19 protein-coding genes and 1 pseudogene are annotated in these 25,048 nt (G+C 42.9%); 13 read left to right on the plus strand and 7 right to left on the minus strand.

From position 1 onward, the window contains the following. Positions 1 to 585: 585 nt before the first annotated feature. Positions 586 to 885, plus strand: a complete 300-nt coding sequence (locus ACIFSR_RS07825; protein WP_339205687.1) for a hypothetical protein — start codon at positions 586 to 588, stop codon at positions 883 to 885. A 108-nt stretch (positions 886 to 993) separates the two neighbouring features. Here ACIFSR_RS07825 and ACIFSR_RS07830 read toward each other — a convergent pair whose 3' ends face one another. Continuing rightward, entirely contained in the window at positions 994 to 2,040 is a 1,047-nt protein-coding gene (locus ACIFSR_RS07830; protein ID WP_430056444.1) for a bifunctional transcriptional activator/DNA repair enzyme AdaA, read from the minus strand. A 311-nt stretch (positions 2,041 to 2,351) separates the two neighbouring features. Beyond that, positions 2,352 to 7,208, minus strand: a complete 4,857-nt coding sequence (locus tag ACIFSR_RS07835; protein WP_430056446.1) for an S-layer homology domain-containing protein — start codon at positions 7,206 to 7,208, stop codon at positions 2,352 to 2,354. A gap of 408 nt (positions 7,209 to 7,616) precedes the next feature. Between ACIFSR_RS07835 and ACIFSR_RS07840 the strand changes: the two genes are divergently transcribed. The 3 genes from ACIFSR_RS07840 (at position 7,617) to ACIFSR_RS07850 (ending at position 11,186) form a co-directional block, all read left to right on the plus strand. Then, on the plus strand, positions 7,617 to 8,474 hold the full coding sequence (locus tag ACIFSR_RS07840) for a class II fructose-bisphosphate aldolase (protein ID WP_054025684.1): 858 nt from the start codon (positions 7,617 to 7,619) through the stop codon (positions 8,472 to 8,474). 241 nt (positions 8,475 to 8,715) lie between these two features. Further along, positions 8,716 to 9,876 carry an amino acid deaminase/aldolase gene (locus ACIFSR_RS07845; protein WP_430057061.1) on the plus strand — a complete coding sequence of 387 codons (1,161 nt, stop codon included), beginning with the start codon at positions 8,716 to 8,718 and terminating at the stop codon, positions 9,874 to 9,876. Continuing rightward, on the plus strand, positions 9,864 to 11,186 hold the full coding sequence (locus tag ACIFSR_RS07850; protein ID WP_430056449.1) for a D-arabinono-1,4-lactone oxidase: 1,323 nt from the start codon (positions 9,864 to 9,866) through the stop codon (positions 11,184 to 11,186). Before ACIFSR_RS07845 ends, ACIFSR_RS07850 begins: the two co-directional genes overlap by 13 nt. Here the strand turns inward: ACIFSR_RS07850 and ACIFSR_RS07855 are convergent. Then, a complete protein-coding gene (locus ACIFSR_RS07855; protein ID WP_430056450.1) occupies positions 11,170 to 12,090 on the minus strand; it encodes a LysR family transcriptional regulator in 921 nt (306 codons plus the stop codon). The genes ACIFSR_RS07850 and ACIFSR_RS07855 overlap by 17 nt on opposite strands. 198 nt (positions 12,091 to 12,288) lie before the next feature. Here ACIFSR_RS07855 and ACIFSR_RS07860 point away from each other — a divergent pair, with 198 nt between their 5' ends. Continuing rightward, positions 12,289 to 13,032, plus strand: coding sequence for an SDR family NAD(P)-dependent oxidoreductase (locus ACIFSR_RS07860; RefSeq protein WP_430056453.1), 744 nt, complete (start codon positions 12,289 to 12,291; stop codon positions 13,030 to 13,032). Positions 13,033 to 13,047: 15 nt separating this feature from the next. Beyond that, a pseudogene (locus tag ACIFSR_RS07865) lies at positions 13,048 to 13,173 on the plus strand (SDR family oxidoreductase); the annotation flags it as partial. Positions 13,174 to 13,330: 157 nt separating this feature from the next. Here the strand turns inward: ACIFSR_RS07865 and ACIFSR_RS07870 are convergent. After that, positions 13,331 to 13,984, minus strand: coding sequence for a TetR/AcrR family transcriptional regulator (locus tag ACIFSR_RS07870; protein WP_430056455.1), 654 nt, complete (start codon positions 13,982 to 13,984; stop codon positions 13,331 to 13,333). A 221-nt stretch (positions 13,985 to 14,205) separates the two neighbouring features. On the opposite strand from ACIFSR_RS07870, the gene ACIFSR_RS07875 reads away from it, so the two are divergent. After that, positions 14,206 to 14,604 (plus strand): SDR family NAD(P)-dependent oxidoreductase, encoded by a 399-nt coding sequence (locus ACIFSR_RS07875; RefSeq protein ID WP_430056456.1) that lies wholly within the window; start codon positions 14,206 to 14,208, stop codon positions 14,602 to 14,604. Here the strand turns inward: ACIFSR_RS07875 and ACIFSR_RS07880 are convergent. Then, a complete protein-coding gene (locus ACIFSR_RS07880; RefSeq protein WP_339205672.1) occupies positions 14,598 to 15,326 on the minus strand; it encodes a LysM peptidoglycan-binding domain-containing protein in 729 nt (242 codons plus the stop codon). The genes ACIFSR_RS07875 and ACIFSR_RS07880 overlap by 7 nt on opposite strands. A gap of 352 nt (positions 15,327 to 15,678) precedes the next feature. Here ACIFSR_RS07880 and ACIFSR_RS07885 point away from each other — a divergent pair, with 352 nt between their 5' ends. Further along, positions 15,679 to 17,631, plus strand: coding sequence for an ATP-binding cassette domain-containing protein (locus tag ACIFSR_RS07885; RefSeq protein ID WP_430056458.1), 1,953 nt, complete (start codon positions 15,679 to 15,681; stop codon positions 17,629 to 17,631). Beyond that, a complete protein-coding gene (locus ACIFSR_RS07890; RefSeq protein ID WP_430056459.1) occupies positions 17,628 to 19,442 on the plus strand; it encodes an ATP-binding cassette domain-containing protein in 1,815 nt (604 codons plus the stop codon). Before ACIFSR_RS07885 ends, ACIFSR_RS07890 begins: the two co-directional genes overlap by 4 nt. Before the next feature lie 124 nt (positions 19,443 to 19,566). Here the strand turns inward: ACIFSR_RS07890 and ACIFSR_RS07895 are convergent, their stop codons facing one another. Together ACIFSR_RS07895 and ACIFSR_RS07900 are read right to left on the minus strand one after the other, a co-directional pair. Further along, positions 19,567 to 21,231 (minus strand): sensor histidine kinase, encoded by a 1,665-nt coding sequence (locus ACIFSR_RS07895; protein WP_430056461.1) that lies wholly within the window; start codon positions 21,229 to 21,231, stop codon positions 19,567 to 19,569. A 7-nt stretch (positions 21,232 to 21,238) separates the two neighbouring features. Next, positions 21,239 to 21,922, minus strand: coding sequence for a response regulator transcription factor (locus tag ACIFSR_RS07900; RefSeq protein ID WP_430056463.1), 684 nt, complete (start codon positions 21,920 to 21,922; stop codon positions 21,239 to 21,241). A 228-nt stretch (positions 21,923 to 22,150) separates the two neighbouring features. On the opposite strand from ACIFSR_RS07900, the gene ACIFSR_RS07905 reads away from it, so the two are divergent. The 4 genes from ACIFSR_RS07905 to ACIFSR_RS07920 all read left to right on the plus strand — a co-directional run bounded on the left by ACIFSR_RS07905 (position 22,151) and on the right by ACIFSR_RS07920 (position 25,046). Beyond that, the gene (locus ACIFSR_RS07905) at positions 22,151 to 22,507 is read left to right on the plus strand and encodes a nucleotide excision repair endonuclease (protein WP_076266468.1); all 357 of its coding nucleotides are present in this window, start codon (positions 22,151 to 22,153) and stop codon (positions 22,505 to 22,507) included. Between the two features lie 209 nt (positions 22,508 to 22,716). Further along, positions 22,717 to 23,694 carry a ring-cleaving dioxygenase gene (locus ACIFSR_RS07910; protein ID WP_339205665.1) on the plus strand — a complete coding sequence of 326 codons (978 nt, stop codon included), beginning with the start codon at positions 22,717 to 22,719 and terminating at the stop codon, positions 23,692 to 23,694. 111 nt (positions 23,695 to 23,805) lie between these two features. Beyond that, positions 23,806 to 24,147, plus strand: a complete 342-nt coding sequence (locus tag ACIFSR_RS07915; RefSeq protein ID WP_339205663.1) for a zinc ribbon domain-containing protein YjdM — start codon at positions 23,806 to 23,808, stop codon at positions 24,145 to 24,147. 209 nt (positions 24,148 to 24,356) lie between these two features. Then, entirely contained in the window at positions 24,357 to 25,046 is a 690-nt protein-coding gene (locus ACIFSR_RS07920; protein ID WP_339205662.1) for an N-acetylmannosamine-6-phosphate 2-epimerase, read from the plus strand. The last annotated feature ends 2 nt before the right edge of the window (positions 25,047 to 25,048 follow it).

Consider the following 25,048-nt stretch of genomic DNA (forward strand, 5'->3'; position numbering starts at 1 on the left):
CCATTGCCAGATAACCCCCTAGTTTCGTTGATAATCATTAACGAAAAGACTTGCTCTAAATTTAGCAAGTCACAAACCGTCGCATATTAAAGCGACAAAGAGGCTGCTTTTTTTTATAAGCTATTAATATAGGGTGAACTTCTATGATCCCCTTTTGTGCTCTTGTTACATTAATATCGCTAATTTCCCAATAGTCGCCTGTTAAATGAATGCCGTAAGAACCATCATTGGTAGCGGGTCCTTGCAATATAGGGGGATTAGCTGGGTCACAACCCTTCAAAACGATGCGGCTGCCGGAAGTGCCGCTGGCGCCTGAATAGAAAACACACGCCCACATTATCCGAGGAAGCGTTCCAGCTCAAGTTAATTTGACTGCTTGATGCGACGGAGGCTCCCAAACTAGTTGGTGCTTTCGGTGAGGAGCTTTGGGCGTAACGCCTAAGAAGTATCGGGCTGAGGTATTTGGTGAGGGGCAGCTTTAAGAAAATTTGCAAGAATTTAATAAAAATAAAAAGAAAATAATGTAACATTATGTTATTGTGGGAAATATATCAAAAATAAAATTAAAAGGAGGGGGGAAGTGCTATGAAAAAATTAGAAATTATAAAAATAGGGCCGAAGAGTGCTTTTAAAGCGACATTATATTTTGCTATTATTCCATTGTCCATTATGGTTGCATTAGGCTTTTTAGTCGCAATTATTGGACTCGCTATTGGCAAGCCAGGCTTACTGGCAGCAGGAATTCCTTATATTATTATGCCCGTTATACTTATTTTTGTTTACGGCTTGATTGGGATGTTAAGTGCCTTCATCTATAGTAAGCTAGCGACAAAGTTTGGCGGTCTTGAAGTAACGGTTGTAGAAAAGGATAAGCTTATAGGATAATCCGTCATGAAAGACCGATCTCAGCTTCGTGTAGAACGCTGGGATCGGTCTTTCATTTTAAAAGTACGGTTGGTTATGCACGGACAGCGCACTTCTTCCAATGTCATATTATTCTCCTTGTTTCTCGTGATGTAATAGCCAGTTTTTACGTGTTAATCCACCGCCGTAGCCGCCTAAATCACCATTTGAGTTGATGACTCGATGGCAAGGAATCATAATCGCGAGCTGATTTGCGCCATTGGCCTGAGCGACAGCACGATAGGCGGATGGCTTGCCGAGTGCAGCGGCGATGTCTGAATAGGAACGCGTTTCGCCCGGCGGAATTTTCATTAATTGCTCCCATACGCTCTTCTGAAAAGGTGATCCAAGCAACGAGACGGGGGTTTTAAATTCGGTCAGTTTTCCGTCAAAATAGCGGGTCAATTCACTTTCAATCGATTGGCTTGGTTCCGTGACACCTGGAATGATGACGGATTTTGTCCGTTGACGAAGCCTTTCTACTTCGCGCTCTAGCCCTCGCCGATCAACAAATTCAAGAAGATAAAGTGCACTCTCATCCCCAATCGCAATCATCGGCCCAAGCGGTGTATCGATCCAAGAAGCTTTCAGAACCTTACTATTCTCTACTAATGTAGGCGCGGCCCCCATAATTCGCGAGAAAGCATCTCTGAAACCGCTGCTGGATTCATAACCAGCAGATAGCTGAGTATCAATGATCGTTTGACCCGATCTAATGTTCTTCAAGGCAAGTCCCATGCGGCGGGCACGAGCGTATTCAACAAACGTCATGCGAAACCGCTTCTTGAACTGACGGCGCGCTGTTGACTCATCAACCGAAAGGTTTTTGAAATCTTGTTCCTTCCATCGTTTTTCAGGATTTTCCTCAACGGCAGCAACAAGCTGGCGAACAACCTCCGATACATGGTTTGGGTGGGAAAGCGGACGGCATCTTTGGCATGGCCGATAGGAGGCAAGCAGCGCTTGTTGTGCCGTCTCATAAAATTCGCAGTTTTCAAATTTAGGCTTTCGTGCCGGGCAGGTTGGACGACAGAACACGCCAGTCGTTTTGACGCCTACATAAAATACGCCTTCATATTCCGTTCTTTTCTCTAATAACGCCCTGTAGTATTCCTCGTTACGCTCTGCAGGTACCATGTTTGCACGCCCTAATCTTAGATTATGCTCTTATTATAGAGCCTTCAGAAATATAACGTAGCCGAAAATCAGGCATTTATTTTTTTGATTCGCTTGTATTCAGATGAAGTTCGTAATCTGATTACCAGAGAATGCAATCCAACAACTGATGACGCTTATCTTGACTTTGACACGGCTTTACAGTCCTTCATGTTGATTGCATAGTAAGAGAAAAGCCAAGAAATATGCTAGTTATAACCCAGCATTTTCTTGGCTTTTGAGTATGAATGAATTGTCGAGCTTGAATCCACTTCAATAGCGGCAGGATGGTGCTATTGCTTAAATAATAGCTCTTTACCATCCGAAAGATACGTATAATAGTGATCTTTTGAAGCTTCTTCAATATGCTCGAATGCCCAGTGAGCAGAAGTCGCATCCGGCCAAGATGGTGTGGTCACGCCTGTAAGCGGTCCTCTTCCTAGCAAACGGTTCATAATGGTAACTGCTTGCGCACGTGTTACATATTCCTTCAGACCGAACGAGCCATCTTCAAAACCGATCATAACCCCCGCTTTGTTTACAGCGGCAATAGCTGCTGCAGCCCAGTGCTGATCAGATACGTCCTCAAATGTGTTCGTGAATGGTCCGTTAAGATCAGCATTTAACCATTTGGCCGCAATCATTGCCATTTCGGCTCTCGTTATGCGGTCATTTGGCCGGAAGTTGCCCTGCTTATCGCCAATCATTAATCCAATATCTTGTAGCTGCTCGATGTTAGCTGCGGCCCAGAAGCCTTTTGCAACATCCGGGTAGAGCTTTTGGTATTCATAAACATTTGGTAAATTTTTGTTGCGTGCTAGTAGAGCCGACATCTCCGCTCTCGTGATCGTGTTATTCGGGCGGAATGTGCCATCAGGGAAGCCTTTAATATAAGCATTATGATGGCCAGGGTTTGCAATGTTCAGGTCAGTGAAAGACTTCAAAGTGCCTGTGAAGCCGCTGCCCGGCTTATAAGATACGGTTGCTTCATAACCAACGGGAATAGGATTCTTCAGCTGAATAATAACTTGATTGCCATCCATTCTAACGTCTTTTATTTCCACTGCCTTGCCACTAAATTTTACTATAAAGCCTGATGTGTCCACCTTACCGCTGCCATCAACTAGATCAAGAACAATGGTTCCCACTTTTGGATCGATGGTGGTCTTCTTCACTTGCTCCGTCACAGGCTGAGCGGGTATGACGGTGCTTCCACCTGTCGACCGTTCTGTTAACTGAATAACGGAGAAAATGCTAAATTTGTCAATTTCAATCTCTAGCCCAATTGGAGTATCACCGCTGTACACAACGGCAGGTTTCATTACCACTTTTTCTCCATCGCTATGCTCTACAAAGATTCGCAGCGAATCTAAAAAGCTGTCGTAGTTGCTTGCAGGCACGGTGATTCCGTTCTTTGCAAATGGTAAGAACAGTGTTGTTGTGTAATCGCGATAGTTTGTTTCAATTTCCAACGAGGAGCCGATCACTGCAACATTTCGGCTTCCAGCAGCTGCTCTGACAACTGTCTCATTCACAATGCTGGTATTTAATTCCGCTTGATGACCAGCATCTTTTACAGGAATTAAGCGGAAAAACAAGTCAAGATAACGATCTGCCATTCGGTCAATAACATTTGCAGCAATGGATATAGTTGCATATTCTGTACGTATATCCAACGTATTTTGGTTTGTGTTTAACAGTCTTATAGATTGTCCTGGAATTTCGACAGCAATCTCACCTGGCTCGTCTCCTGCAACCTCATCAACAAACACAGTTGATACTCCGTTTTTTGTTCTAAGATCATTAATAAACCTTGCTGCTGCTGCCGGATCAAAAATGGCTTTGTCAATTTTTACTCCGTTTGACAACATAACACGATTAATGCCAACCGGCTCACTCACCTCGTTGTCTGAGCCGCCAACAACAGGGACTTGTCGATAATTCTCGATTGTTGTCTTTGTTAGGTTCTCGGCTTTGACAATTAACAGGAATGTGCGGGTTTTCGTTACACCATTTTTAGAAACGGAAGCGGTGAGTATAACACTCTCATCTTTTGCATGACGATGGACAAGTGTCTTGATTGATCCATTCTCAGGCAATGAAATTTCAATTGCACTTGGCTTGTTGGAAGCCCAATCGATCATCGTTTCATTTGCCCCTGTTGTTACAATGAGTACAGGAAGCGTAACACTCTCCCATGTATCGTTTGCTTGGTAACCGATTTGCAGGGCCCTCAGTGCATCATCAATGGCTTCGTCTGTCGTGAATTCGACCGTTATAAGCAAGGGCTTGCTTTCATATCTGTCTTTTTCCGTTAATGTCACTTGAATTTTGGTTCCAGGCTCCAGGTCAAGTCCTCCGATGACCACGGTTCCCGTCTCTTCTCCGGCATTTACCGCACGTTTCAACTCTGTACCATTCTCGTCGTATACAATAATGGTCGCCCCAGCAGGCACCTCTACTACCTTAACGCTGCCATTCGATACACTTGCTTTAACCTTTGAACTTTCCGGTGAGGCACTATCTATTTTTGCTGTGCTAGAAGTGGAGGGGCTTTCCAGCTTTCCAGCTTCTGCAATTGCAACCTTAACCAAGTCTCCCTCACCAAGTACATGCGGGGCTTCAATGTTAACTACAACGGTAGCTATGGACGTATCCGTGTTTGTAACTGTACCAATAATATCGCCGTTCTTGTCATATACGTTGATAGTTGCACCTGGTGGTACGTCTTTAACGGTTACTGTGTTTTTCGTTGCGTTTGTTTCCACATTGTTACTCTCAAGCGGCGCGCTTTCCGTTTTTGCTTCGCTCGATATCGGTTTACTTTCAAGATGACCGTCTTCTGTGATCGTAACTTTTACAATATAGCCTTCAGCAAGCGCGGTTGTAGGTTCAATAGTAACGACAACGGCTGTTTTTGATGTGCCTGTATTTGTAGCCTTACCGATAACATCACCGTTCTCGTCGTATACTAGAATGGTTGCACCCGGCGGTACATCCTTGACGGTTACGGTATTGTTTGTTGCGTTCGTTTTAACGTTATTTGTGTCAAGCACGCTGTCCAGCTTCGCTTGGCTAGACACTGGCTCACTTTCGAGCTTACCTGTCTCTGTAACTGTAACTTTAATGTTGTCTCCTGCCACAAGCGTATGCGGTTCTTTAATTTCAACTACGATATCTGCTTCCGTGCCAGTGTTAGTAGCTGTTCCAATAACCTCGCCGTTCTTGTCATATACGTTGATGGTTGTACCTGGCGGTACGTCTTTAATCGTTACCGTATTGTTCGTTGCGTTTGTTGTGATCTTTTTCTCGTCCAACGGGTCGCTCTCCAGCTTGGCTATGCTTGTTACTCGTTCGCTTTCTGGCTTGCCGTCTTCTTCTGTAATTGTAACCTCAATGGTGTCACCTTCTTGAAGCTTGGTTGGCGGATCAATAGTGACTACCACTTCTGTTTCTTCATTGCCGTTGTTAGTTGCTGTACCGATGAGCTCGTCATCGTCACCATACACTTTAACAGTCGAGCCCGGTGGGACGTCTTTAACGGTTACTGTGTTTTTGGGTACATTCGTAGTGATTTTCTCTTTTTCAGGCGCACTGCTCCGTAAAATAGGAGATACTGCTGTTACGTTACTGGCTACTTCACCATTTTTTGCATATGAAATATCAATTTGGCTGGCGCCAGCTAGTATTTCCTTGCCATCGTCGGTCAATGTCAAGCGAACCGTTCCGTTCGTTGCAATTGACGAAGTTGCAATGACTTCATGATTGTCGTCGTATAGGGTTACGGCTACTCCATTCGGAACGCCATTAATCGTCACAATGCCATTAGCCGTATAGGACAAAACAATGTTATTTGCCACAGGCGCCTCAGTCATAATCGCTGAGCTACTCGCAGATGTGCCTCCGTTGCTGGTGATTACAGTAATATTGTTATTACCGGCCTGCAGATGACTTGAATCATCAAAGGTATAAACAAGCACGCCCTCACTATTTGTACTGTACTCGCCATCTACTAATTGATTGTTAACATAAATATCAACCTGTTCATTAGGCAAGTTATCACTTTTGCTAATGCCGTTGACCTTGATATCAATACCCGTCTGTGCTCCAACACCTGTGGAGAATACTTTATTGATTGTAACTGCACTTGGTCCTTGCTTGTAATTTCCGTCGGGTTTTAGTCCTCCGTCAACGTAGGAGTTTTTGAAATACCATGCCAGAATATCATGATGGGAGTTGGCTCCCCCTGTACTCGCGCCAAAACCTACATATACCTCTTTGTTCATAAGGGATGTGCCGACATTACGAGTCAGTGATCTGTTATTCGCATTCGTTCGATTATCACTTGGACCATAAGTTGTAGTTAGACGTCCATTATCGTCATAATCAACCCAAACATGAACGTAAGCATTGCTTGCGGCGTAATCGTACAAACGGAAGTTGGCTCCTTGCAAATTATCAATAACGTCGCCACTGCCCTGTTGATGATGATTGTTGCCATTCATTACAATAGCGACATGATCGGCAGTAGGGCCGGTTGGGTTGGTTGCCGGATGGTATCGATTTGAGAGACTATAAGGGAGATTAGGATCATTGTATTGAATCCCCTTATGAGGTCCGAGGTTTTTCCACGTATCGAACTCTACACCTACGGAGTTTGGAATACCGGCATAGCCTACGCCTTCGCCTACCCCGCCTAGAACAGGAGTCGGATTATCCTGAATAATAAAGGTTAGACCATCAGCGGGTCCCGGGAAGCTTGTATTATTTAACGAAGTGCTTCCATTTAAATGCATGACAAAATAAGTACTAAAGCCGCCGTCAAGCTTAATTTTATTTGTACGAACGACGATGCCGCTTGAATCATTCGTAACCGGCACTACTCTTAATCGTCCGTTCGCTGTTGTGGCGGTGTTATTTCGGCCCGGAATAGCCGGGAAGCTCAGCACTCTGGTCGCATCATTAGATACAACTGCAGTAGGACCGGTATGATTAAAATTTTGCCAGCCGACATAGATTGGCAGCGAGTCCGGCTCGGAGCTCGCCAGCACAGGCGTTATCGGCGCCGCTGTGAGTACCAAAATAAAGGAAATAACAACTAATAAAACCCTTCTAAAAAATGAATCTTTGTGTAGATGATCAACATGCATGATTTTTCCTCCTGGTTGTGGTCATCAAATTGTAAAAATATGCTAATTGGCACAATCCTAATTATACCATCCTGCTCTGTACAAACTCTAAACATCCCTTGCTATGTTGATCAGCACTTGTAAATCATGAATAAAATTACTTTATTGCTTCACTTTATTATTTTCGAGAAAAAAATGATGAAAAACCTATGTGTAAGCGATTGCAGCTGGGAAGTGTTCGTTATTTAGGGGCAAAATAAGTTGATTTATTAAAGGATAAAGATGTACAATAGTTGGGTGATTGATAAAGAAGTACTGGGTATTCAGAATGTTAATGGTCCTGACTATTCATTAGTGATTATTCTCACAATATAATCAGGCATTTACATGATTAAAAATAGTTAGTTAAACTCTAAGGAGGATTTTAATATGGCATTGGTATCAATGAAAGAAATGTTGAACAAAGCGTTAAAAGAAGGCTATGCAGTTGGTCAATACAACATCAACAACTTGGAGTGGACACAAGCCATTCTAGGCGCTGCTCAAGAAGAGCAATCCCCGGTTATCCTTGGCGTTTCTGAAGGCGCAGCTCGTTACATGGGAGGTTTCACAGTTGTAACTGCAATCGTGAAATCACTAATTGAAGAAATGAAAATTACAGTTCCTGTTGCGATCCACTTGGATCACGGTTCCAGCTTTGAAAAATGTAAAGCTGCGATCGATGCTGGATTTACATCCGTTATGATCGATGCTTCACACTCACCATTTGAAGAAAACGTAAAAACGACTCAAGAGGTTGTTGCATACGCGCACGAGCGCGGCGTTTCTGTTGAAGCTGAGCTAGGTACAGTTGGCGGACAAGAAGACGATGTAATAGCTGAAGGCGTTATTTATGCAGATCCTAAGGAGTGCTTCGAGCTAGTACAACGTACTGGTATTGACTGCCTTGCTCCTGCACTTGGTTCCGTTCACGGTCCTTACAAAGGTGAACCAAACCTTGGCTTCAAAGAAATGGAAGAAATTTGCCAAACAATCAAATTGCCACTAGTATTGCATGGCGGCACAGGTATCCCAACTGAGCACATCAAAAGATCCATTTCGCTAGGAACAGCAAAAATCAACGTAAATACAGAAAACCAAATCACATTCACAAAAATCGTTCGTGAAGTGTTGAGCGCAGATTCCGAAGCTTTCGATCCGCGTAAATTCCTTGCTCCAGGTCGCGAAGGAATCAAACAAACCGTTATGGGCAAAATGCGTGAGTTTGGTTCATCCAACAAAGCGTAAGATCATTTTCGAATATACAAAAAAGAGCTGTCTTTTAAACGCCGCTGGCGGGAGAAGGACAGCTCTTTTTTTGTAATCGGATTTGCGGCAAACGCAAGGCTGCTCACATTCCCGGCAAGCTAAGCGCCAGCAAATAAAAAGGATTTCAATCAGAAACGAGGAATATAATGTAAAAATAAACATGCATAAATAGAATGGAGAATGGCCTATCGAGCTCCCTCACTATGAGCAATATAAAAGGATTTTTGCACAGACAGCGAAGCCTTTTGCTTATGTAAATCTTGATTTATTGGATGCGAATAGCAGAGCCATTGCGGCTGCGGCGGGTGACAAGAAAATTCGTGTCGCAAGTAAATCAATAAGGTCTGTGGAGGTTCTTCGACGTATTCTTCATTCAGACAAAGTGTATCAAGGTATCATGTGTTATACGGCTAGAGAAGCGGCTTTTCTGCTGAGGCATGGCTTTGATGAGTTGCTGCTTGGTTATCCCGCTTGGGAGCCGCGCGAAATTTCAATTCTGTTAGAAGCTGCAGCTAGTGGCCGAACGGTTGTATTTATGGTTGATTCCATTCAGCATGTGGAGCATATCGAGCGGCTTGCAGCGGCCACTGGCGTACAGGCAGCCGTTTGTCTGGATATCGATATGTCTGCAAACTATCCAGGACTGCATTTTGGCATATGGAGATCACCGGTTACCTCATGGCCACTGGCTAAGCCGATTGTCGAACGGATTATGCAATCCAAATGGGTAAGGCTGGATGGTGTAATGGGCTACGAGGCGCAAATTGCCGGGGTAGGGGATCAAGTCTCGGGACAGTGGTTAAAAAATTCATTCATCCGCCAGCTGAAGCGGCGTTCAATTCGAGAAGTAGCTGAAAGACGTGAGGAAGTGCTGCAAGGTATTCACGCGTTAGGCGGCGAACTGCGTTTTGTAAACGCTGGAGGTACAGGGAGTATAAGCAGCTCCAAATTGGAGCAGGGAGTAACGGAGATCACCGTGGGCTCTGGTTTTTATTGTCCTACGCTGTTCGATCATTATGCTGATTTTCAGTATTTTCCTGCTGCTGGATATGCGGTGGAAGTCGTGCGGAAGCCTAGATTAGATATGGTAACCTGCTTGGGCGGAGGTTACACCGCTTCAGGTGCTGTTAGCGCGGAAAAAGCGCCGCAGCCGCATTTGCCTGAAGGCTTAACGATGATTTCGTTAGAAGGCGCGGGTGAGGTGCAGACGCCGCTTCGTTGTCCGAGCGGTTTGGCTCTCGAGTTAGGAGATCCAATCTTTTTCCGGCATGCGAAGGCTGGGGAATTATGTGAACGGTTTCCGAAGCTGTATGCGATAACGGGGGAAGGCATTGTTGGCGAGTACTTAACCTACCGCGGAGAAGGGGAATGTTTCCTATGAAAGCGAATCGGAAAAGCTGGACAAATTGGTCGGGGTCAGTCACTGCCGCTCCTGAGCTTATTCGGCATCCGAAGACGATAGATGAAGTAGTGGCAATCGTTCGTCATGAGTGTTTGAATAAAGGCAAATATTTGCGCGTTGTAGGGTCAGCGCACTCTTTTACGGCGGTTGCTGCTTCTAATCAGGTGCTTGTATCGCTCGACGAGCTGCAAGGAGTGGTGAGTGTAAATGCTGATGAGCAGACGGCTGTCGTCTGGGCAGGAACGAAGCTGAAGCGGTTAGGCGAGCTGTTGCATGAAGAAGGGCTGGCGCAGGAAAATCTAGGCGATATAGATGTTCAGTCGATTGCAGGTGCGATTAGTACAGGAACTCACGGATCAGGGCTGCGCTTAGGAAGTATAGCTACACAGGTGATTGGCATAACGGTCGTGAACGGCTTAGGAGAAGTGATGGAATATACGCTGCAGTCACATCCGGCTGTATTTCGAGCATTACAGGTTTCATTAGGCACATTAGGCATTATTGTTCAGGTTAAGCTTCAATTAAGGAGCTCTTATCTACTTTCCTATGAGAGCAAACGTATGGCTTTGACGGACTGCTTGACGCAATTGCCGAATCTTGTAGAGGATAACCGGCATTTTGAGTTTTTTTGGTTTCCATATGCGGAGACTTGCCAGGTCAAACTGATGAATGAGACAGATGCGCCCATACCTACGAACAAATGGGTTGAATATGTAAACGAAAAGCTAATTGAAAACACATTGTTTGGCTTACTATCAGGGTTTTGCAAGATGATCCCCACAGCAAGTGCTGCCATAAGCAGGTTAAGTGCATCAAGTGTACCCGTTGCGACGAAAGCGAACTATAGCCACCGCATATTTGCGACAGAAAGAACCGTCCGTTTTTATGAGATGGAATACAGCTTGCCGAAAGAAGCCATGACGTCGGTCATTCGTGAAATGCAAGAGGCAATGGAACGTGAGCGATTCCATGTTCATTTCCCTATTGAGTGCCGGTATGTGGCGGCTGATGAAATCTGGCTTAGTCCTGCGTATGGCCGCGATTCTGCCTATATAGCAGTCCATATGTATAAAGGCATGCCGTACAAACGTTATTTTGAAGTGATGGAGCAAATCTTTCTCCGTTATGAAGGCAGACCCCACTGGGGTAAAATGCATACGCTCAAGGCTGCCAATTTAATTAAGCGCTATCCGATGTGGCAGGAATTTGCCGAAATAAGAAAGCAAATGGACCCTCATGATTTATTCATGAGCCCTTATTTGCGGGAGTTGTTTACGACTCAAAATTAGCCTTTACATCCGCTAAATCATGTTTAAGCCGGGTAATAAAGCTCTTTGAGATAGGGGTAGAGTGATGTCCCTCAGGCTGAATAAGGCCTAAATAAACAGCACCTTGGCCTGTTAAATCAAGCTCCAAAATGACCGACTTTTCTCGAATAATGGACAAATCACTCACAAAAGAGTAATCAAGGCCGATGGTTACGGCATGATGATTTAGAAGTGCCCTGCCAATCGAAATCGGGTTGTTTGTCGTAAACAAAATATCCACCGCGCCATATTTGGCTTGAAAGTCATCCATAAACCATTTCACATAATCATCATTATACAAGACGATCGTTTGCTGCATAATTTCCTCTGGCGTAATCGTTTTGTTAAGCGCCAAGGGAGACTGTGTGCTTACTGCAGCGACCATCTTTACACTCATCAAGCGTTCAATGGACAGTCCGATATTGTCAACGAGGCGATTCTCAAACAATATTATAAAACCCAAGTCGGCTCGATTATGCAGAATGTCGTCAATAATTTCCTGAGAGCCCTTCTCGAAAATCTCCATTCGTATTTGCGGATAATCCTTTTTAAAATCCATGATGGCATTCTCAATCAGAAAAGCATGGCCGGGAATGGTGGCGAATCGCAAATGGCCTTGTACAGAATTAGAATAGCCCTGAGTGGTCTCGACTAGCTCTTTGTACTTGTTAAGCACTTCATACACCTTTTTTATAATGACAATTCCTTCGGCTGTCGGTGCTGCTCCTGACCGAGATCGTTTTAGGATGACAACCCCCCATTCCGATTCTAGGCTTGAAATCGCCTGGCTAATAGCCGATACGGTGACATGTAGATTTTGAGCAGCAGCCGAGATCGACCCCATCTTTACAACTTCAACAAGATATTCCAGCTTTTCGATATTCATGAATGGCTTATCTCCTTTGTTTTAGTTTTTCTTAAGTATAATTCAATTTGTTTAAATTTATCTTAACTTATATCAGTGATAAGATGAAATCAAGGTACAGATACTCGTACTTATATAGTAAGAGTGAAATTGGCGGATTATGGACAACGTAATCGAGACCGTTTAGGGGCTCGAATCATAAGAAGGAGTGTTGATAACATGAGATTCCAAGATAAAGTTGTTATTGTTACAGGCGGTGCAAGCGGTATTGGCGAAGTAACCGTCCGCTTATTTGCCGAAGAAGGGGCGAAAGTGGTCATTGCGGATTTTTCTGATCATGGGCAGGGCGTTTCCGATCAGTTGAATACAGGAGGCTTTGATACCTTGTTTGTAAAAACGGACGTGTCTAACGAGGACGACGTCATTCATATGGTATCCCAGACGGTGAACAAATATGGCAAGCTGGATGTTCTGTTTGCAAACGCAGGTATAGCTAAGGACGGGCCAGCTGATCTATTAAGCTTAGATGCTTGGAATAGAACCATTGATATCAATCTAACAGGCGTATTTCTCTGTGATAAATATGCAATCAAGCAAATGCTTGAACAAGGCACAGGCGGTTCCATCGTAAATTGCGGCTCCATCCATAGCCACGTTGGCAAAGCAAATGTTACCGCTTATGCTTCTGCGAAAGGCGGCGTTAAGCTTTTGACCCAGTCGCTGAGTGCGGACTATGCAACTAAAGGCATTCGAGTCAATGCAATATGCCCAGGATACATTGATACACCGCTCATCGCAGGACGGAATGAAGCGATTACGCAGCATCTTATCGATTTGCATCCGATGAAACGCCTTGGCAAACCTGAAGAAGTCGGTAAAGCCGTTTTGTTCCTTGCCAGCGATGATGCTTCATTTATAACAGGTGCCAGCCTGCTTGTTGATGGCGGCTACACCGCGGTCTAATTCGTATTTCAGTAAATGGACGATTTTAATCGCATGATGAGCATCAATGTCACCAGCGTGTTTCTTGGGATGAAGCATGTTATGCCGCTGATGGCGAAGAAAGGCGGCGGGTCGGTCATCAATGCCTCCTCCGTTGCAGGTCGTTTTTCTGGCATCCGATGAATCATCTTTCTCAACGGGCGCAGAATTCATTCTCGATGGCGGGGCTACTGCGAGATAAATAAAAAAAGTAAGGGCACCCAAGCGCGGGTGCCCTTACTTTTTGTCTAGCCTTAAATAGAGAAAGGAATTGTTTTAATCAACTAGCGTGCCGAAAGAACGTCTGAATTAAATTGGATACCGTCCTGTCATATAATATTTTCGCCATCGCCTCACTTTGAATATGACCACCTAAGTAAAGGTGGATGACTCCGTGTAATGAAGCCCAAACCACATGAACAACAAGTATCGGGTCTTTTTCGGCTATCAGTTCTAGCTCTATTGCCTCAGCGATCATGTTTATAACTTGTTGCAAAGCAGTTATCGTCGCTTTTAAACTTTCCTCTTCCGGTTTGAATTCGCTAAAAGCTCCGCCAAACATCAACATATAGTAGCTTGTATAGGATTGTCCAAAACTCCAATAAGCTTCACTCAAGTCACGAAGATATTTCTCTAGGTCTGCTTGTTTTGGCACCGAGTCAAAGGACTTGGCTAACAGCTTGCAGCCTTCCAAAAATAATTGCTTAGCTAAACCTTCTTTGTTATTAAATAAGTTGTAAATGATTTTAGTGGAACATTCCATTTTCTCAGCAACTCGGCGAACCGTAACCGCCTCTGGGCCATGTTCCTGCAAAATACTTGCAGCTGCCTCTACAACGTTTTGTCTTAAATTCTCGGTATGCTGCAGTCTCGTTTCCTGATAGGTTTTAACAGTACGGTTATCTGTGAAAGGCATATCGGAAGGATTGTTCATCTAACTTCACCCTCAGACCTTTAATTTTTTCGAGATACAATGTTTCCTGACATTCATTTTACTATTTTCAATTACATAACACCAACTAAAATGGGTGTCGCGTTAACAACAATCATGACTTTTGATCAGTAAGTTGACATTAAGCGGGTAATTAAATGCAATGGTTTCATTAGGAAACAATGTTTCTATATGAAAACTTAATATCTGAGAGGGTTGAGACAATGATACAAGTACAAAACAAGTGGGCACTGGTTACAGGTGCTTCTTCGGGTATAGGAGAAGCGTTTGCTCATGAATTGGCTGCTAAAGGAAGCCATTTGATCTTAACCGCACGCTCGGAATCTAAGTTCGTTGCTTTAGCTGAGAAACTAAGCAAGAAACATGGCATTCAAACGGAGGTTATCGTCTCAGACCTATCCAAAGAAGGCTCTCCCGTGAAGCTATATCAAGAATGCCTAAAACGTGGACTTAGCATAGATATATTAATTAATAATGCGGGATTTAAAATAAAATGTGTTTTTGGTTATTATTTCTTTAAAGTGAAAAGGCGCCCAAGCGGGTGCTCTCTCATTTTTAACAACAAAGAAGCTGGCTTATATTCACATTCTGTTAGTTATTGAAATGCATGGGGGAATTGCGTGACGATGCCAGCTGTAAATGCATCCGCCATATCCAGTGCTTGTTTCTCAATTTGATCAAAGGCTTCGATGTCGGATTCATAATTTTTGGATAATCGAAATACGGCTTCATCTTTGGTCATGCGAAGATGCTCATGCAGCATGTTCTCCAAGGCTGGCTTCGGCCAATTGGGGTTGATACTGTTCATAAAGCCAGCGATTTCATCTGCATTGGCATACCATTTCTTTTCTGCTTCCGCAGCTGCTTGATTATTGCCAGCCTTCGCAGCTTTAACGAGCTGTGCAGCCAAAACAAGATGTTCTCTCATTAAACGGTCAAACTGAGAAGCTACCGTATCTCCGTAATAATATTTAAAAACGGCGGCCATGTCTGTGGGATTACGAAGGAGACGCTCGGTAACTAACGCTTCATCAGGCAAGCCTTCCGCAATACTAATAATGAGCATCCTCGTCCAAGCGACGTGTTGCTCCCAGAGCGTCCGGAAAGTTTGGTTTAATTCTACTTCAGCTTTACTTATACATGTATTACTTTGTACGTTACCCCATTTCATTCTAAAAAATGATGTAGGTGTTTGCCTATAGGGGATATAATTCGTCTGCCATGTGTATGGGTTATAAGGATAAGTACCTGGATAAGCAGCATATCTTGAAAAGAGAGAGGGTAGATGCCGTGGTTCTGATAACCAAGGAATCGAATAGTACATAGGTGTTGCCTCCTTAATATAGGTATTCACCTAATAACTATACGTAAAGAAAGTAGTATGCGATTGGGCTATTGATTTTATTTATCACTGTAGACCCTGTACGAATGAGGACAAGGGATACTACATGCTGATTATGGCCTACAAAGTGAACGATAACCTCGTGCAATTCATTTATTTAATGGATAATAAATAAGTCGTTATAAACAGTTGAGCGTCAGCAGATAACCTATGGTGAAACATAGATTATTTGCTGACGCTCTTTTTATTGCCTAACCGCCACCTGAATGACACATTGACCCCTTATAGTATAGAAACTGTCATCAATAATAAAGGAAAGATAGGAGAAATAAACATGTATGAAATTCTTAATGTATCCAGATTATTTGGCCAGGAATATGCACTTAAAAATATATCTCTTGAAATCAAGGGTGGGCTTAACTTTATCGTAGGTGCATCAGGAAGCGGGAAAACAACCCTCCTCAAAATATTAGCTGGCTTGGACCAGGATTTTAAAGGGGAGGCTTATTACAAAAAGCAAAATCTAAAAACGCTCAGCCAAAAGGATAAGAGTGAGTATCACAATAAAAAAATCGGGATCGTATGGCAGGAGTTTAACTTGATCGACGATTTATCGGTATTTGATAACATAAAAATGCCTCTCTATTTAAACGATACCATTTCAGGTGAACGAATAACTCAGCTCATGAAGCAGCTTAAAATTAATGAACTCGCAAAGCAGAAGGTCAGAAATCTATCTGGCGGTCAAAAGCAGCGGGTTGCTATAGCAAGAGAGCTTATGAAAAATCCTGAGGTCCTTATTGCGGATGAGCCCACAGCAGCGCTTGACCCGAAATCAGCCAGCGTAATTATTAATATATTGAAGCAAATCGCCAAAACGCGTACAGTCATTATCGTCACACATGATAGCTCGATGCTTGATGATAGCAGCTGTGTTTTTGAGTTTGATAAAGGTGAGCTCGTGTCGGAAACCAAAGTCGAACAAGCTAAGCCAAAACCATCTCCGATGACAGCAAAACCTGCATTATCTGTGAAGCGGACCATGGCAATCTCAATGACCAATATAAAAAGTAAAATAAGCAGATACGCGGTGTTGGTTATTGCCATATTGGTATCGACAAGCTTCCTATTAATGAATACAACAGGCCGTATTCAAAACACGAGTCAAAACAGCTTTGATGAATTGTACGCTGCGATTGGCGAGGGCCTTTTTGATATTGAGATTGCATCTAAATTTATAAGCGCAGGCAGTTCAAGCGAATCTGATCAAGAGCAAAAGCCGAATGTCGATGTGGATCAAGACATTGCAGGTCTTTATGAAAAATACTTAAATGATGAACGTGTGAAGCATGTGGTATTTGCTCAGGCAGTGAATAATATTACGGTAGTTTTAGATGGCAAGGAGCACAAGATTGAGGGATCAAACAATGTCCCTGTATTCAAAAAGCTAATAGCTGGTAAAATGCCTACGGGTGATCATAATGAAGTGGTTGTCTCAAACAGCTTGGCAGATGTTTTAGGCGTTTCCAATAATGATCTCATCGGCAAAACGATTGACCTCCGCGGGACGTTATTTAATTGGGATTCCGGAGAGCCAGTTGAAAAGTCAGTTGGTACGACTGTCAAAATTGTTGGTGTAGCGGATACAACAGCTGCGGTAGAGATGAACGGTGAGATTAAGGAGTATCCAGTAAACGACTCATTCTTTTTCAGTAAATCATCGGTTATGGAAATGCGCGAACAGGCGAACATGAAATCTAAAACGTCTAATTTCTCGATGAGAGCAAATAGCGCTGAGGACATGATTTCATTGAAAGACGAGCTGCTGGCGATGGGAATTGTGCCGAATGGCAGATTTGAACTGGTCGAAGATATGGTTCGATTAAATGCTCAGGCGAAAGAACAATCAGGCTCAGCTGTCATTGTCATTAGCATTCTGTCTCTAATCGTTTCGTTTGCCATTTCGTTCATGACAGCAGCTATGCGTAAAAGAGAATATGCGATTTTCAAAATTAACGGCTATAGGAATAGCCATCTAACAAAAATTACGTTCGTGGAATACTTGTTTGTTAGCTTAGCGGCATTTGTATTATTTGTGTTGGCCTCTCCACTCATCAACATGGCTATGAATTCGATTGCTGGCTCGCCGGGTGTTTTGGAAGCAAAATCATATGCTATAGAAGCGGGCCTGATTATCCTCATTGCTTTGTTTTGCGGCTTAATAACAACGATGGTGATTGGGACTGTGAATACATTCAAATCATTGAAGTCAGGTGACAGAGCATGATTATTTTAGAAGAGGTAACAAAAAAATATGGTGACCAAACTATTTTAAACCGTATAGGATATACGTTTCGGGATACAGGGATTACTTGTATTCTTGGCGCATCAGGCAGTGGAAAAAGTACATTGTTGAACCTGCTCGCAGGGTTTGATATGAATTACAAAGGAAACATCACGGTATGCGATGAGAAAATTACAGAAATGACACCAGCAGAACTTTGCCAATTCCGACAAAACCATATCGGGTTTATTTTTCAAAGTTACAATTTAATAAGCGGCTATACTGTAATGGAAAATATTTTACTCGCAGCTGAGTTGAATGGGAAATCAGCGCAAGAAAACCGTGATAAGGTATTTGCATTAATCAAAGAGTTAGGCATTGAAACGAAGGTGGAAGAAAAAGTTGAAAATCTATCAGGGGGGCAGAAGCAACGCGTTGCGATTGCGAGAGCACTTGTGAATGATCCACAAATATTATTCGCAGATGAGCCTACTGGAGCACTTGATCGTGAGTTAGCTAATCAAATCATGGATATTTTAAAGGAAGTGGCAAGGGATCGGTTGGTTGTTGTCATTACCCATGATAAAAAGATATGTTCGTGGGCTGATGAAGTTTTGTCTACCCAAAATGGGAAGATACAGGTTATTTCATCACAAGCAATATCAGCAGAACAAACGATAGTCCAAAAGCAAATCAAAGCAAAGCATACGAGTAACCGTGCCCAGGTTTCCATTTGGAAACGTGCTGTTAAAAATTTTAGAGTGCGGCTATTTCGTTATATGGCAGTTAGCTTGGTCATTGCAATAGGAATTGCACTGTTTGTTGTCTCACTCTCATCCAGCAACATCATGAGTCAGTCTATTACTGATTTTAAAGACAAAAACACCGCGTTCAATAATGGATACATCGCGTTAAATGAGAAACTAGATCCATTCAAACTACTAAGCCAGGATCATAGAATTGAAAATGTCTATTATCAATATGTACTCAAGGACGTAGAACTTACTCTAAGTGTAGGGATCGTTAGCTTTAAAGAGAAAATACCCATGCCAAGAGCCACTGAAAATATGTCATATGGCATAATGCCGAGATATGGGGAGAACGAGATTTCAATTACGCCAAGTGTAGGGAGAAAACTTACCGATAATATTCGTGAGCTCATTGGCCAAAAAATAATGCTTAAATATAACGGACACAGTTTCCCTCTCACAATCAGCGGTATCTATAACGCAGGTTATGATGATTTTTTCATCAGCTCCGATGTGGAGCAATCACTTTATGAGCATGAGAGAGGAGAGAAGCCATTCTCAGTTTCTTATGATGTGACAAGTTTTTCGGATATTGTGCCGGTAACAGAGGGTTTGGAAAAACAAAACATAACGACCAAAACGGCTGTGGAGCAAGTCGCTGCTCTGGAGAAAACCTTTAACAGCGTAAAGAAGCTTTTTCTCGCTGTGTCCATTCTTATTTTATCCATCGCACTATTTATTAGTATTGTACTGCTTGCTAAACAAACAAACGCTAGATATCGTGAGATCGGAATTTTAGCAGCTCTCGGCTACAACAAGGGATGGATCAGGGGGATATTAGCTGCTGAAAACATCCTTTTAGCTAGTACATCAACGATTTTCAGTATCGGAATGTTCTTCATCATCAGTTATGTATATAGTCTTTTGCTAGGGGGCGGAATGATCATACAAGCCCTGCAAATGGGGATTACCGTCATTTCAACATTTATCATTATTCTTTTAATGAGTACGATTGTTAGTCAGAAACTAATTGCTGCTGAGCCTGCGGATGCTCTTCGGAAATAAAGGATTACGAAGTAATACTTAGTGATGTTTAAAGGCAATATCGTGTTGCAAACGAAAACAGTCTATACTCCCGAATGATAAGGGGATAGACTGTTTTTTTATATTTTCAGCTAATTGACCTTAGTTAATTATGATCCAGAAGAGGAAGGGTCAAATAAAATGTTACACCATCCTCTTCATTAAACACGCCGTACTCCCTTTCATGTCGTTGTAAAATCGCTTTTACGATTGACAAGCCTATGCCGGTTCCTCCAAGCTCACGGCTGCCTGATTGGTCAGCTCTATAGAAAGTGTCCCAAATATAAGGCAGATCCTCTTCGGGAATAGGCGTGCCCTCATTTTTAAGCTCTATCCGTACGGCGGATGACTGTTCCGTCTTTAAACGAATTTCAAGACGTCCTTGAACGGGGGTATGGCGTATAGCGTTGCCAAGCAGGTTGATCAGCACTTGCTCCAGCCGCTGCCGATCTGATAGCACCCATAGTTCTTCAGCATCTAGCCCAATCAGCTGGGGACGGATGGATTTCTCATGCAAGAGTGGAGCCATTTTCATTAGTACTGATTGGACGGTTTCATAAAGCGGGACACTTGACCAATGCAGTGCAAACCGGCCGCTCTCTAGTTGGGATAGATCCAGCAAATCGGCGACAAGACGGGCCATCCGCTCCGATTCCTCGATAATCACGGCCGTATATTTATCGCGTTTCAGTCCGTTTGCTACATTGTCTTGGAGCGCTTCTGCATAACCTTGGATTAGACTGACCGGTGTTTTTAATTCATGTGATACGCTTGCTACGAATTGCCTGCGCATGCGTTCTAGCTGCTTTTCCTTCTCAATATCATCAAGCAACTTCATGTTCGCTTCCTGCAATTCGGCCATCGTTTGCTGGAGATTACGGGCAAGGCTATTCATCGTTCCCGCGAGCTGGCCAATTTCATCCTTCCGGTTCATACGTACGAATGCTGTGAAATCGAGCTTGGCTAAACGCTTCGCTACTTTGTTCAGCTGCATCAGCGGCAATGTAATGGTGCGTGAAAGGAAATAAGCAAAAAGTAAAATAGGGATGGCGGCAAGCGCGTAAAAATACATATAAAATCGGCTCATAACTTGAACAGCATCGCCGACGGGCTGGAGTGTTGCCAGCGCAATCAAATACGCATCTCCACCCCTATTGTTTACTGTGTTCGGCAGTTTCACTGCGGCAAGTAGCATGTTTTCGTTATCAGCATTAAAGGATGATATTTTCGTCACGCTCACATGTCCTGTTTTGGATAATGTGCTGAATCGGTCGTTGTTTTGCAGCCAAATGCTCATGGCATCTGACAGCCGATTACTGTAGGGATTAACATAAGTTGCAGGTACGAGGGGTTGGCTTCTAATGTTCTTATCATCCAGATGAGGCTGGACGTAAGGCTCGGGATCGAGTTGAATCGATATATCGTAATTATTATTAAGGATGATGGAAGGCGTCACAGGTATAGCAGGAATGGCTTTGTAGCCCCCAGCATACACGTCGATTTTATTTCCTTGCTTGTACAACGTGGCTGTTACACCGTAAAAGCGTTGTTCGAAGCTGACGACCTCTTCTGGCTTGACGTTTAGATCGTAAACACCGGATGCATACTTATTATAAATGCTCTCCATCTGCTGAGATAGCTCATTCGACTTCTGCTCGATATAAAACGTTCCGAAAAACTTAGTCTGAAGCACCATCCAAAGAATGATAAATAACATCAAAGCGACCAAGGTCACCCAAAATATTTTGAAATCCAATCGCTCTCTCTTCATAAATACCTCATGTTTTGTTTTGAAATTTATAACCATTGTTGCGCACGGTTTGGATGTAATCAGACTTGTCTCCTAGTTTTTTGCGTAGACGTTTAATCTGCGTATCGACTGTACGGGCATCGCCGAAATAATCGATCCCCCATAAGCGATCAAGAAGAGTGTCTCTTGTTAATACGATATTTGGATGCTGGTAGAAGAACAGCAGCAGTTCATATTCTTTTGGCGACAATTCGAGAAGCTTGCCGTAAAGATAAACTTCATGGGCTTGTTCATTAATTTCCAAATCATGATGCTTCTTCAGCTCTGCGGCCCCATCATGAACATGCCATCGGCTTAATAAGGCTTTAATTTTCGCGGTCAATACTTTGGGGCTAAATGGCTTAGTTACATAATCGTCTGCGCCCAATTCGTAGCCATATAACTTATCTTCTTCCTCCGACCTAGCCGTTAGCATAACAATTATAGTCTGGGAGTGACTGCGAAGCTGCTTGCATACTTCAAAACCATCTATACCGGGCATCATAATATCAAGCACAACGAGATCAGGCGGCGTATGGCGAGCATGCTCTAACGCTTCATAGCCATTTGCTGCTTGTATGATGTGGTAGCCCTCTTCTTCCAAATAATCTGCAACAAGCTCCCGCATGCGAGGCTCATCCTCAACGATGAGTATTAAGGGCTGTTTCACCATATTGGATTCAATCTCCTCTTTAGCCCTTGTCATTGCACTGTCATAGGGGCATTATGATTCATATTGTTGAAGCTCACTAATTACCACCATTATGGAGGAAATGATCCTGTAAACGCAATGCAGCCCAATATACCGGCTCATTCGCCCCTAATTTGCATTGCTAATGGTTTTCATTTGTCGTTTTATGATAGTATATAGACCTATACGCTAAGAAGGAAGTGAACCATTATGATCAACATAACGATTCCGGCGCCGGACGTAACCATAACCAAGCAGGTTAATCCACAGCTGAGCAATATTTATGGCTTTACTGATTTTCACCTGATTACAAGGGAGCATGGCGGTTTCTTTATGTTTTACAACGATAAGGACGAGCTGCTATTTGTCGGCAAGGCACGGAAGCTAAGACCCCGTATCAAAAAACATTTTGAAGATTCCGTATCCGTCATGAAAAATCATCGCAATGAGGTTACTAAAATTGAGGTTTATGTTAATGAGGATTCGGTTGATCGCGAGATTTACGAAACATACCTTATAAACAAATTCAGAGCGAAATACAATGTAGAAAAAGTGTTCTTTAAATAAATAGATCGACAAACACAAAGCAATGAGCGCAGTCATTAGGACGAGGCTTATTGTTTTTTTGTTTAGGTGAGATGGCGGCTTGTTGACATCGGAAAGTAAACCTGTTATATTTATCTTAAATTAAAGATAATTAAATTAAAGATTGTTTTTAGAAAATGATTTGTATTCATGAACCACGGGAAAGCTAAAATTGAATGGAGGAATATATAATGAATCAATTAAAAGGTATCCATCACGTTACGGCAATTACAAGCAGTGCAGAGCGCAACTATGATTTTTTTACAAACGTGTTAGGTATGCGATTAGTGAAAAAAACGGTGAACCAAGACGATATTCAAACGTATCATTTGTTTTTTGCAGATGATAAAGGCAACGCAGGCACTGACATGACATTTTTCGATTTTCCACATATTCCGAAGGGCGTGCATGGAACGAATGAAATTTCAAAAACATCATTCCGAATTCCGAATGATGCGGCTTTGCAATACTGGGTAGAGCGATTCAACCGTCTAGATGTGAAACATACCGGTATTCAAGAGATGTTTGGCAAGAAGTCACTTTCGTTCGTTGACTTTGATGACCAACACTATCAATTGATTTCGGATGAAAATAATAAAGGGATAGCTTCAGGGGTGCCTTGGGAAAAAGGACCAATCCCGTTAGAGCACGCGATTACGGGTCTAGGACCAATCTTCATTCGCATTTCTAATTTCGAGAACTTCAAAACGATGCTGGAGAAAGTGCTGTTGTTCAAAGAAATTGACCAAGACGGCTCATTCCATCTATTTGAGGTTGGTGAAGGCGGAAACGGAGCTCAAGTTATTGTGGAATACAATGCTGTGCTTCCACAAGCGCATCAAGGCTTCGGTACCGTTCACCACGTGGCATTCCGTGTTGAAGACCGCGGCGTATTAAATGAATGGATCGAGCGTCTAGAGAGCTTCAGATTGCCGTCTTCCGGCTATGTAAACCGTCACTTTTTCGAATCGTTGTACGCTAGAGTGGCTCCGCAAATTTTATTCGAATTTGCAACGGATGGTCCAGGGTTTATGGGTGATGAGCCTTATGAGACGCTTGGTGAAAAATTATCGCTGCCTCCTTTCCTAGAGCCTAAGCGTGAAGAAATCGAAAAATTAGTCCGTCCAATCGATACGGTTCGCAGTACGAAGGAGTTCATTAAAGAATAATGTTTCAGAAATAGACAGAGGCAGTGGATTGATTGGACAATATCCCCTATACTTGTAAGGCAACTTCAAGGAGAACTTGAATGTATAATAAGGAATGGGGGACATGAACTTATGTCTAGTTTGCCAAATTGCCCGGAATGTAATTCTGAATACACGTATGAGGATGGCAGTCTGCTAATCTGTCCAGAATGCAGTCATGAGTGGAGCTTACTATCAGAATCCGATAACAATGAAGATAAAAGGATAATTAAAGATGCGAATGGAAATGTGCTGAACGATGGCGATTCTGTAACGGTCATTAAAGACCTTAAAGTTAAAGGCAGCTCGCTCGTTATCAAAATAGGCACAAAAGTAAAAAACATCCGCTTAATTGAAGGCGATCATGATATCGATTGTAAAATTGATAGCTTTGGCGCTATGAAATTGAAGTCGGAATTTGTTAAGAAGATTTAGGATTTGCTTTTAATTCAAGTATAGGCGAGGCCCGATTGGCTCTTTAGAGCTTATCGGGCCTTTTTATTGATGTTTAGGTGAAAATAATTTTCATAAATTAAATAGTGGTGAAATTAATTTACAAAATGAGGGTATTATGATATGTTGATTTTGCCTAGATGGCAGCAGCAGTCAGTGAGTAAATAAAAACAGCAGCGGAGTGGAGTCCAATGAATACAAATAGAAATGTACTTGATATGATAAGAAGAAAGTTGGTCGTTTCCTGCCAAGCCTTGCCAGATGAACCGCTTCATAGTCCATTTATTATGGGGAGAATGGCATATGCAGCTTTTTTAGGCGGTGCTTCAGGAATTCGTGCCAACAGCGTAGAGGATATTAGGGAAATTAAGCAGCAGGTAGATCTACCGATCATCGGTATTATAAAAAAGGATTATGAGGGCTCTTCCGTATTTATCACCCCTACGATGAAGGAAGTGGATGAACTTTGCCGCGAAGGCGTGGATATCATCGCAATGGATGCAACAAATCGTGTGAGGCCGGACGGTTCAACGATATCGGAATTATTTCCTTTACTACGAGATAAGTATAAAGATCAGCTCTTTATGGCGGATTGCTCGACCTATGCTGAAGCTATCGAGGCTGCAGCGCTAGGGTTTGACATTATTGGGACGACTCTTAGTGGCTATACGGAAGCAACAAAAGATAATGTTTTGCCGGATTTTCAGTTGATAGAGAAGCTCGTGAATACAATTTCCGTTCCGATTATTGCGGAGGGCGGCATCTCAACACCTGAGGAACTAAAACGATTATTTGACCAAGGGATATATTCGGCTGTAGTGGGCTCTTCCATTACTAGACCGATGGAAATAACCAAAAAATTCGTAAAGGCTGTTGAATAGCC

Source organism: Paenibacillus sp. NRS-1760 (assembly GCF_050467785.1).
Taxonomy (GTDB): domain Bacteria; phylum Bacillota; class Bacilli; order Paenibacillales; family Paenibacillaceae; genus Pristimantibacillus.

Bases quoted from the DNA above. Each gene is read 5' to 3' on its own strand.
- ACIFSR_RS07825 (WP_339205687.1), top strand. From the start codon at position 586: ATGAAAAAATTAGAAATTATAAAAATAGGGCCGAAGAGTGCTTTTAAA.
- ACIFSR_RS07830 (WP_430056444.1), bottom strand. From the start codon at position 2,040: ATGGTACCTGCAGAGCGTAACGAGGAATACTACAGGGCGTTATTAGAG.
- ACIFSR_RS07835 (WP_430056446.1), bottom strand. From the start codon at position 7,208: ATGCATGTTGATCATCTACACAAAGATTCATTTTTTAGAAGGGTTTTA.
- ACIFSR_RS07840 (WP_054025684.1), top strand. From the start codon at position 7,617: ATGGCATTGGTATCAATGAAAGAAATGTTGAACAAAGCGTTAAAAGAA.
- ACIFSR_RS07850 (WP_430056449.1), top strand. From the start codon at position 9,864: ATGTTTCCTATGAAAGCGAATCGGAAAAGCTGGACAAATTGGTCGGGG.
- ACIFSR_RS07855 (WP_430056450.1), bottom strand. From the start codon at position 12,090: ATGAATATCGAAAAGCTGGAATATCTTGTTGAAGTTGTAAAGATGGGG.
- ACIFSR_RS07860 (WP_430056453.1), top strand. From the start codon at position 12,289: ATGAGATTCCAAGATAAAGTTGTTATTGTTACAGGCGGTGCAAGCGGT.
- ACIFSR_RS07870 (WP_430056455.1), bottom strand. From the start codon at position 13,984: ATGAACAATCCTTCCGATATGCCTTTCACAGATAACCGTACTGTTAAA.
- ACIFSR_RS07875 (WP_430056456.1), top strand. From the start codon at position 14,206: ATGATACAAGTACAAAACAAGTGGGCACTGGTTACAGGTGCTTCTTCG.
- ACIFSR_RS07880 (WP_339205672.1), bottom strand. From the start codon at position 15,326: ATGTACTATTCGATTCCTTGGTTATCAGAACCACGGCATCTACCCTCT.
- ACIFSR_RS07885 (WP_430056458.1), top strand. From the start codon at position 15,679: ATGTATGAAATTCTTAATGTATCCAGATTATTTGGCCAGGAATATGCA.
- ACIFSR_RS07890 (WP_430056459.1), top strand. From the start codon at position 17,628: ATGATTATTTTAGAAGAGGTAACAAAAAAATATGGTGACCAAACTATT.
- ACIFSR_RS07895 (WP_430056461.1), bottom strand. From the start codon at position 21,231: ATGAAGAGAGAGCGATTGGATTTCAAAATATTTTGGGTGACCTTGGTC.
- ACIFSR_RS07900 (WP_430056463.1), bottom strand. From the start codon at position 21,922: ATGGTGAAACAGCCCTTAATACTCATCGTTGAGGATGAGCCTCGCATG.
- ACIFSR_RS07905 (WP_076266468.1), top strand. From the start codon at position 22,151: ATGATCAACATAACGATTCCGGCGCCGGACGTAACCATAACCAAGCAG.
- ACIFSR_RS07910 (WP_339205665.1), top strand. From the start codon at position 22,717: ATGAATCAATTAAAAGGTATCCATCACGTTACGGCAATTACAAGCAGT.
- ACIFSR_RS07915 (WP_339205663.1), top strand. From the start codon at position 23,806: ATGTCTAGTTTGCCAAATTGCCCGGAATGTAATTCTGAATACACGTAT.
- ACIFSR_RS07920 (WP_339205662.1), top strand. From the start codon at position 24,357: ATGAATACAAATAGAAATGTACTTGATATGATAAGAAGAAAGTTGGTC.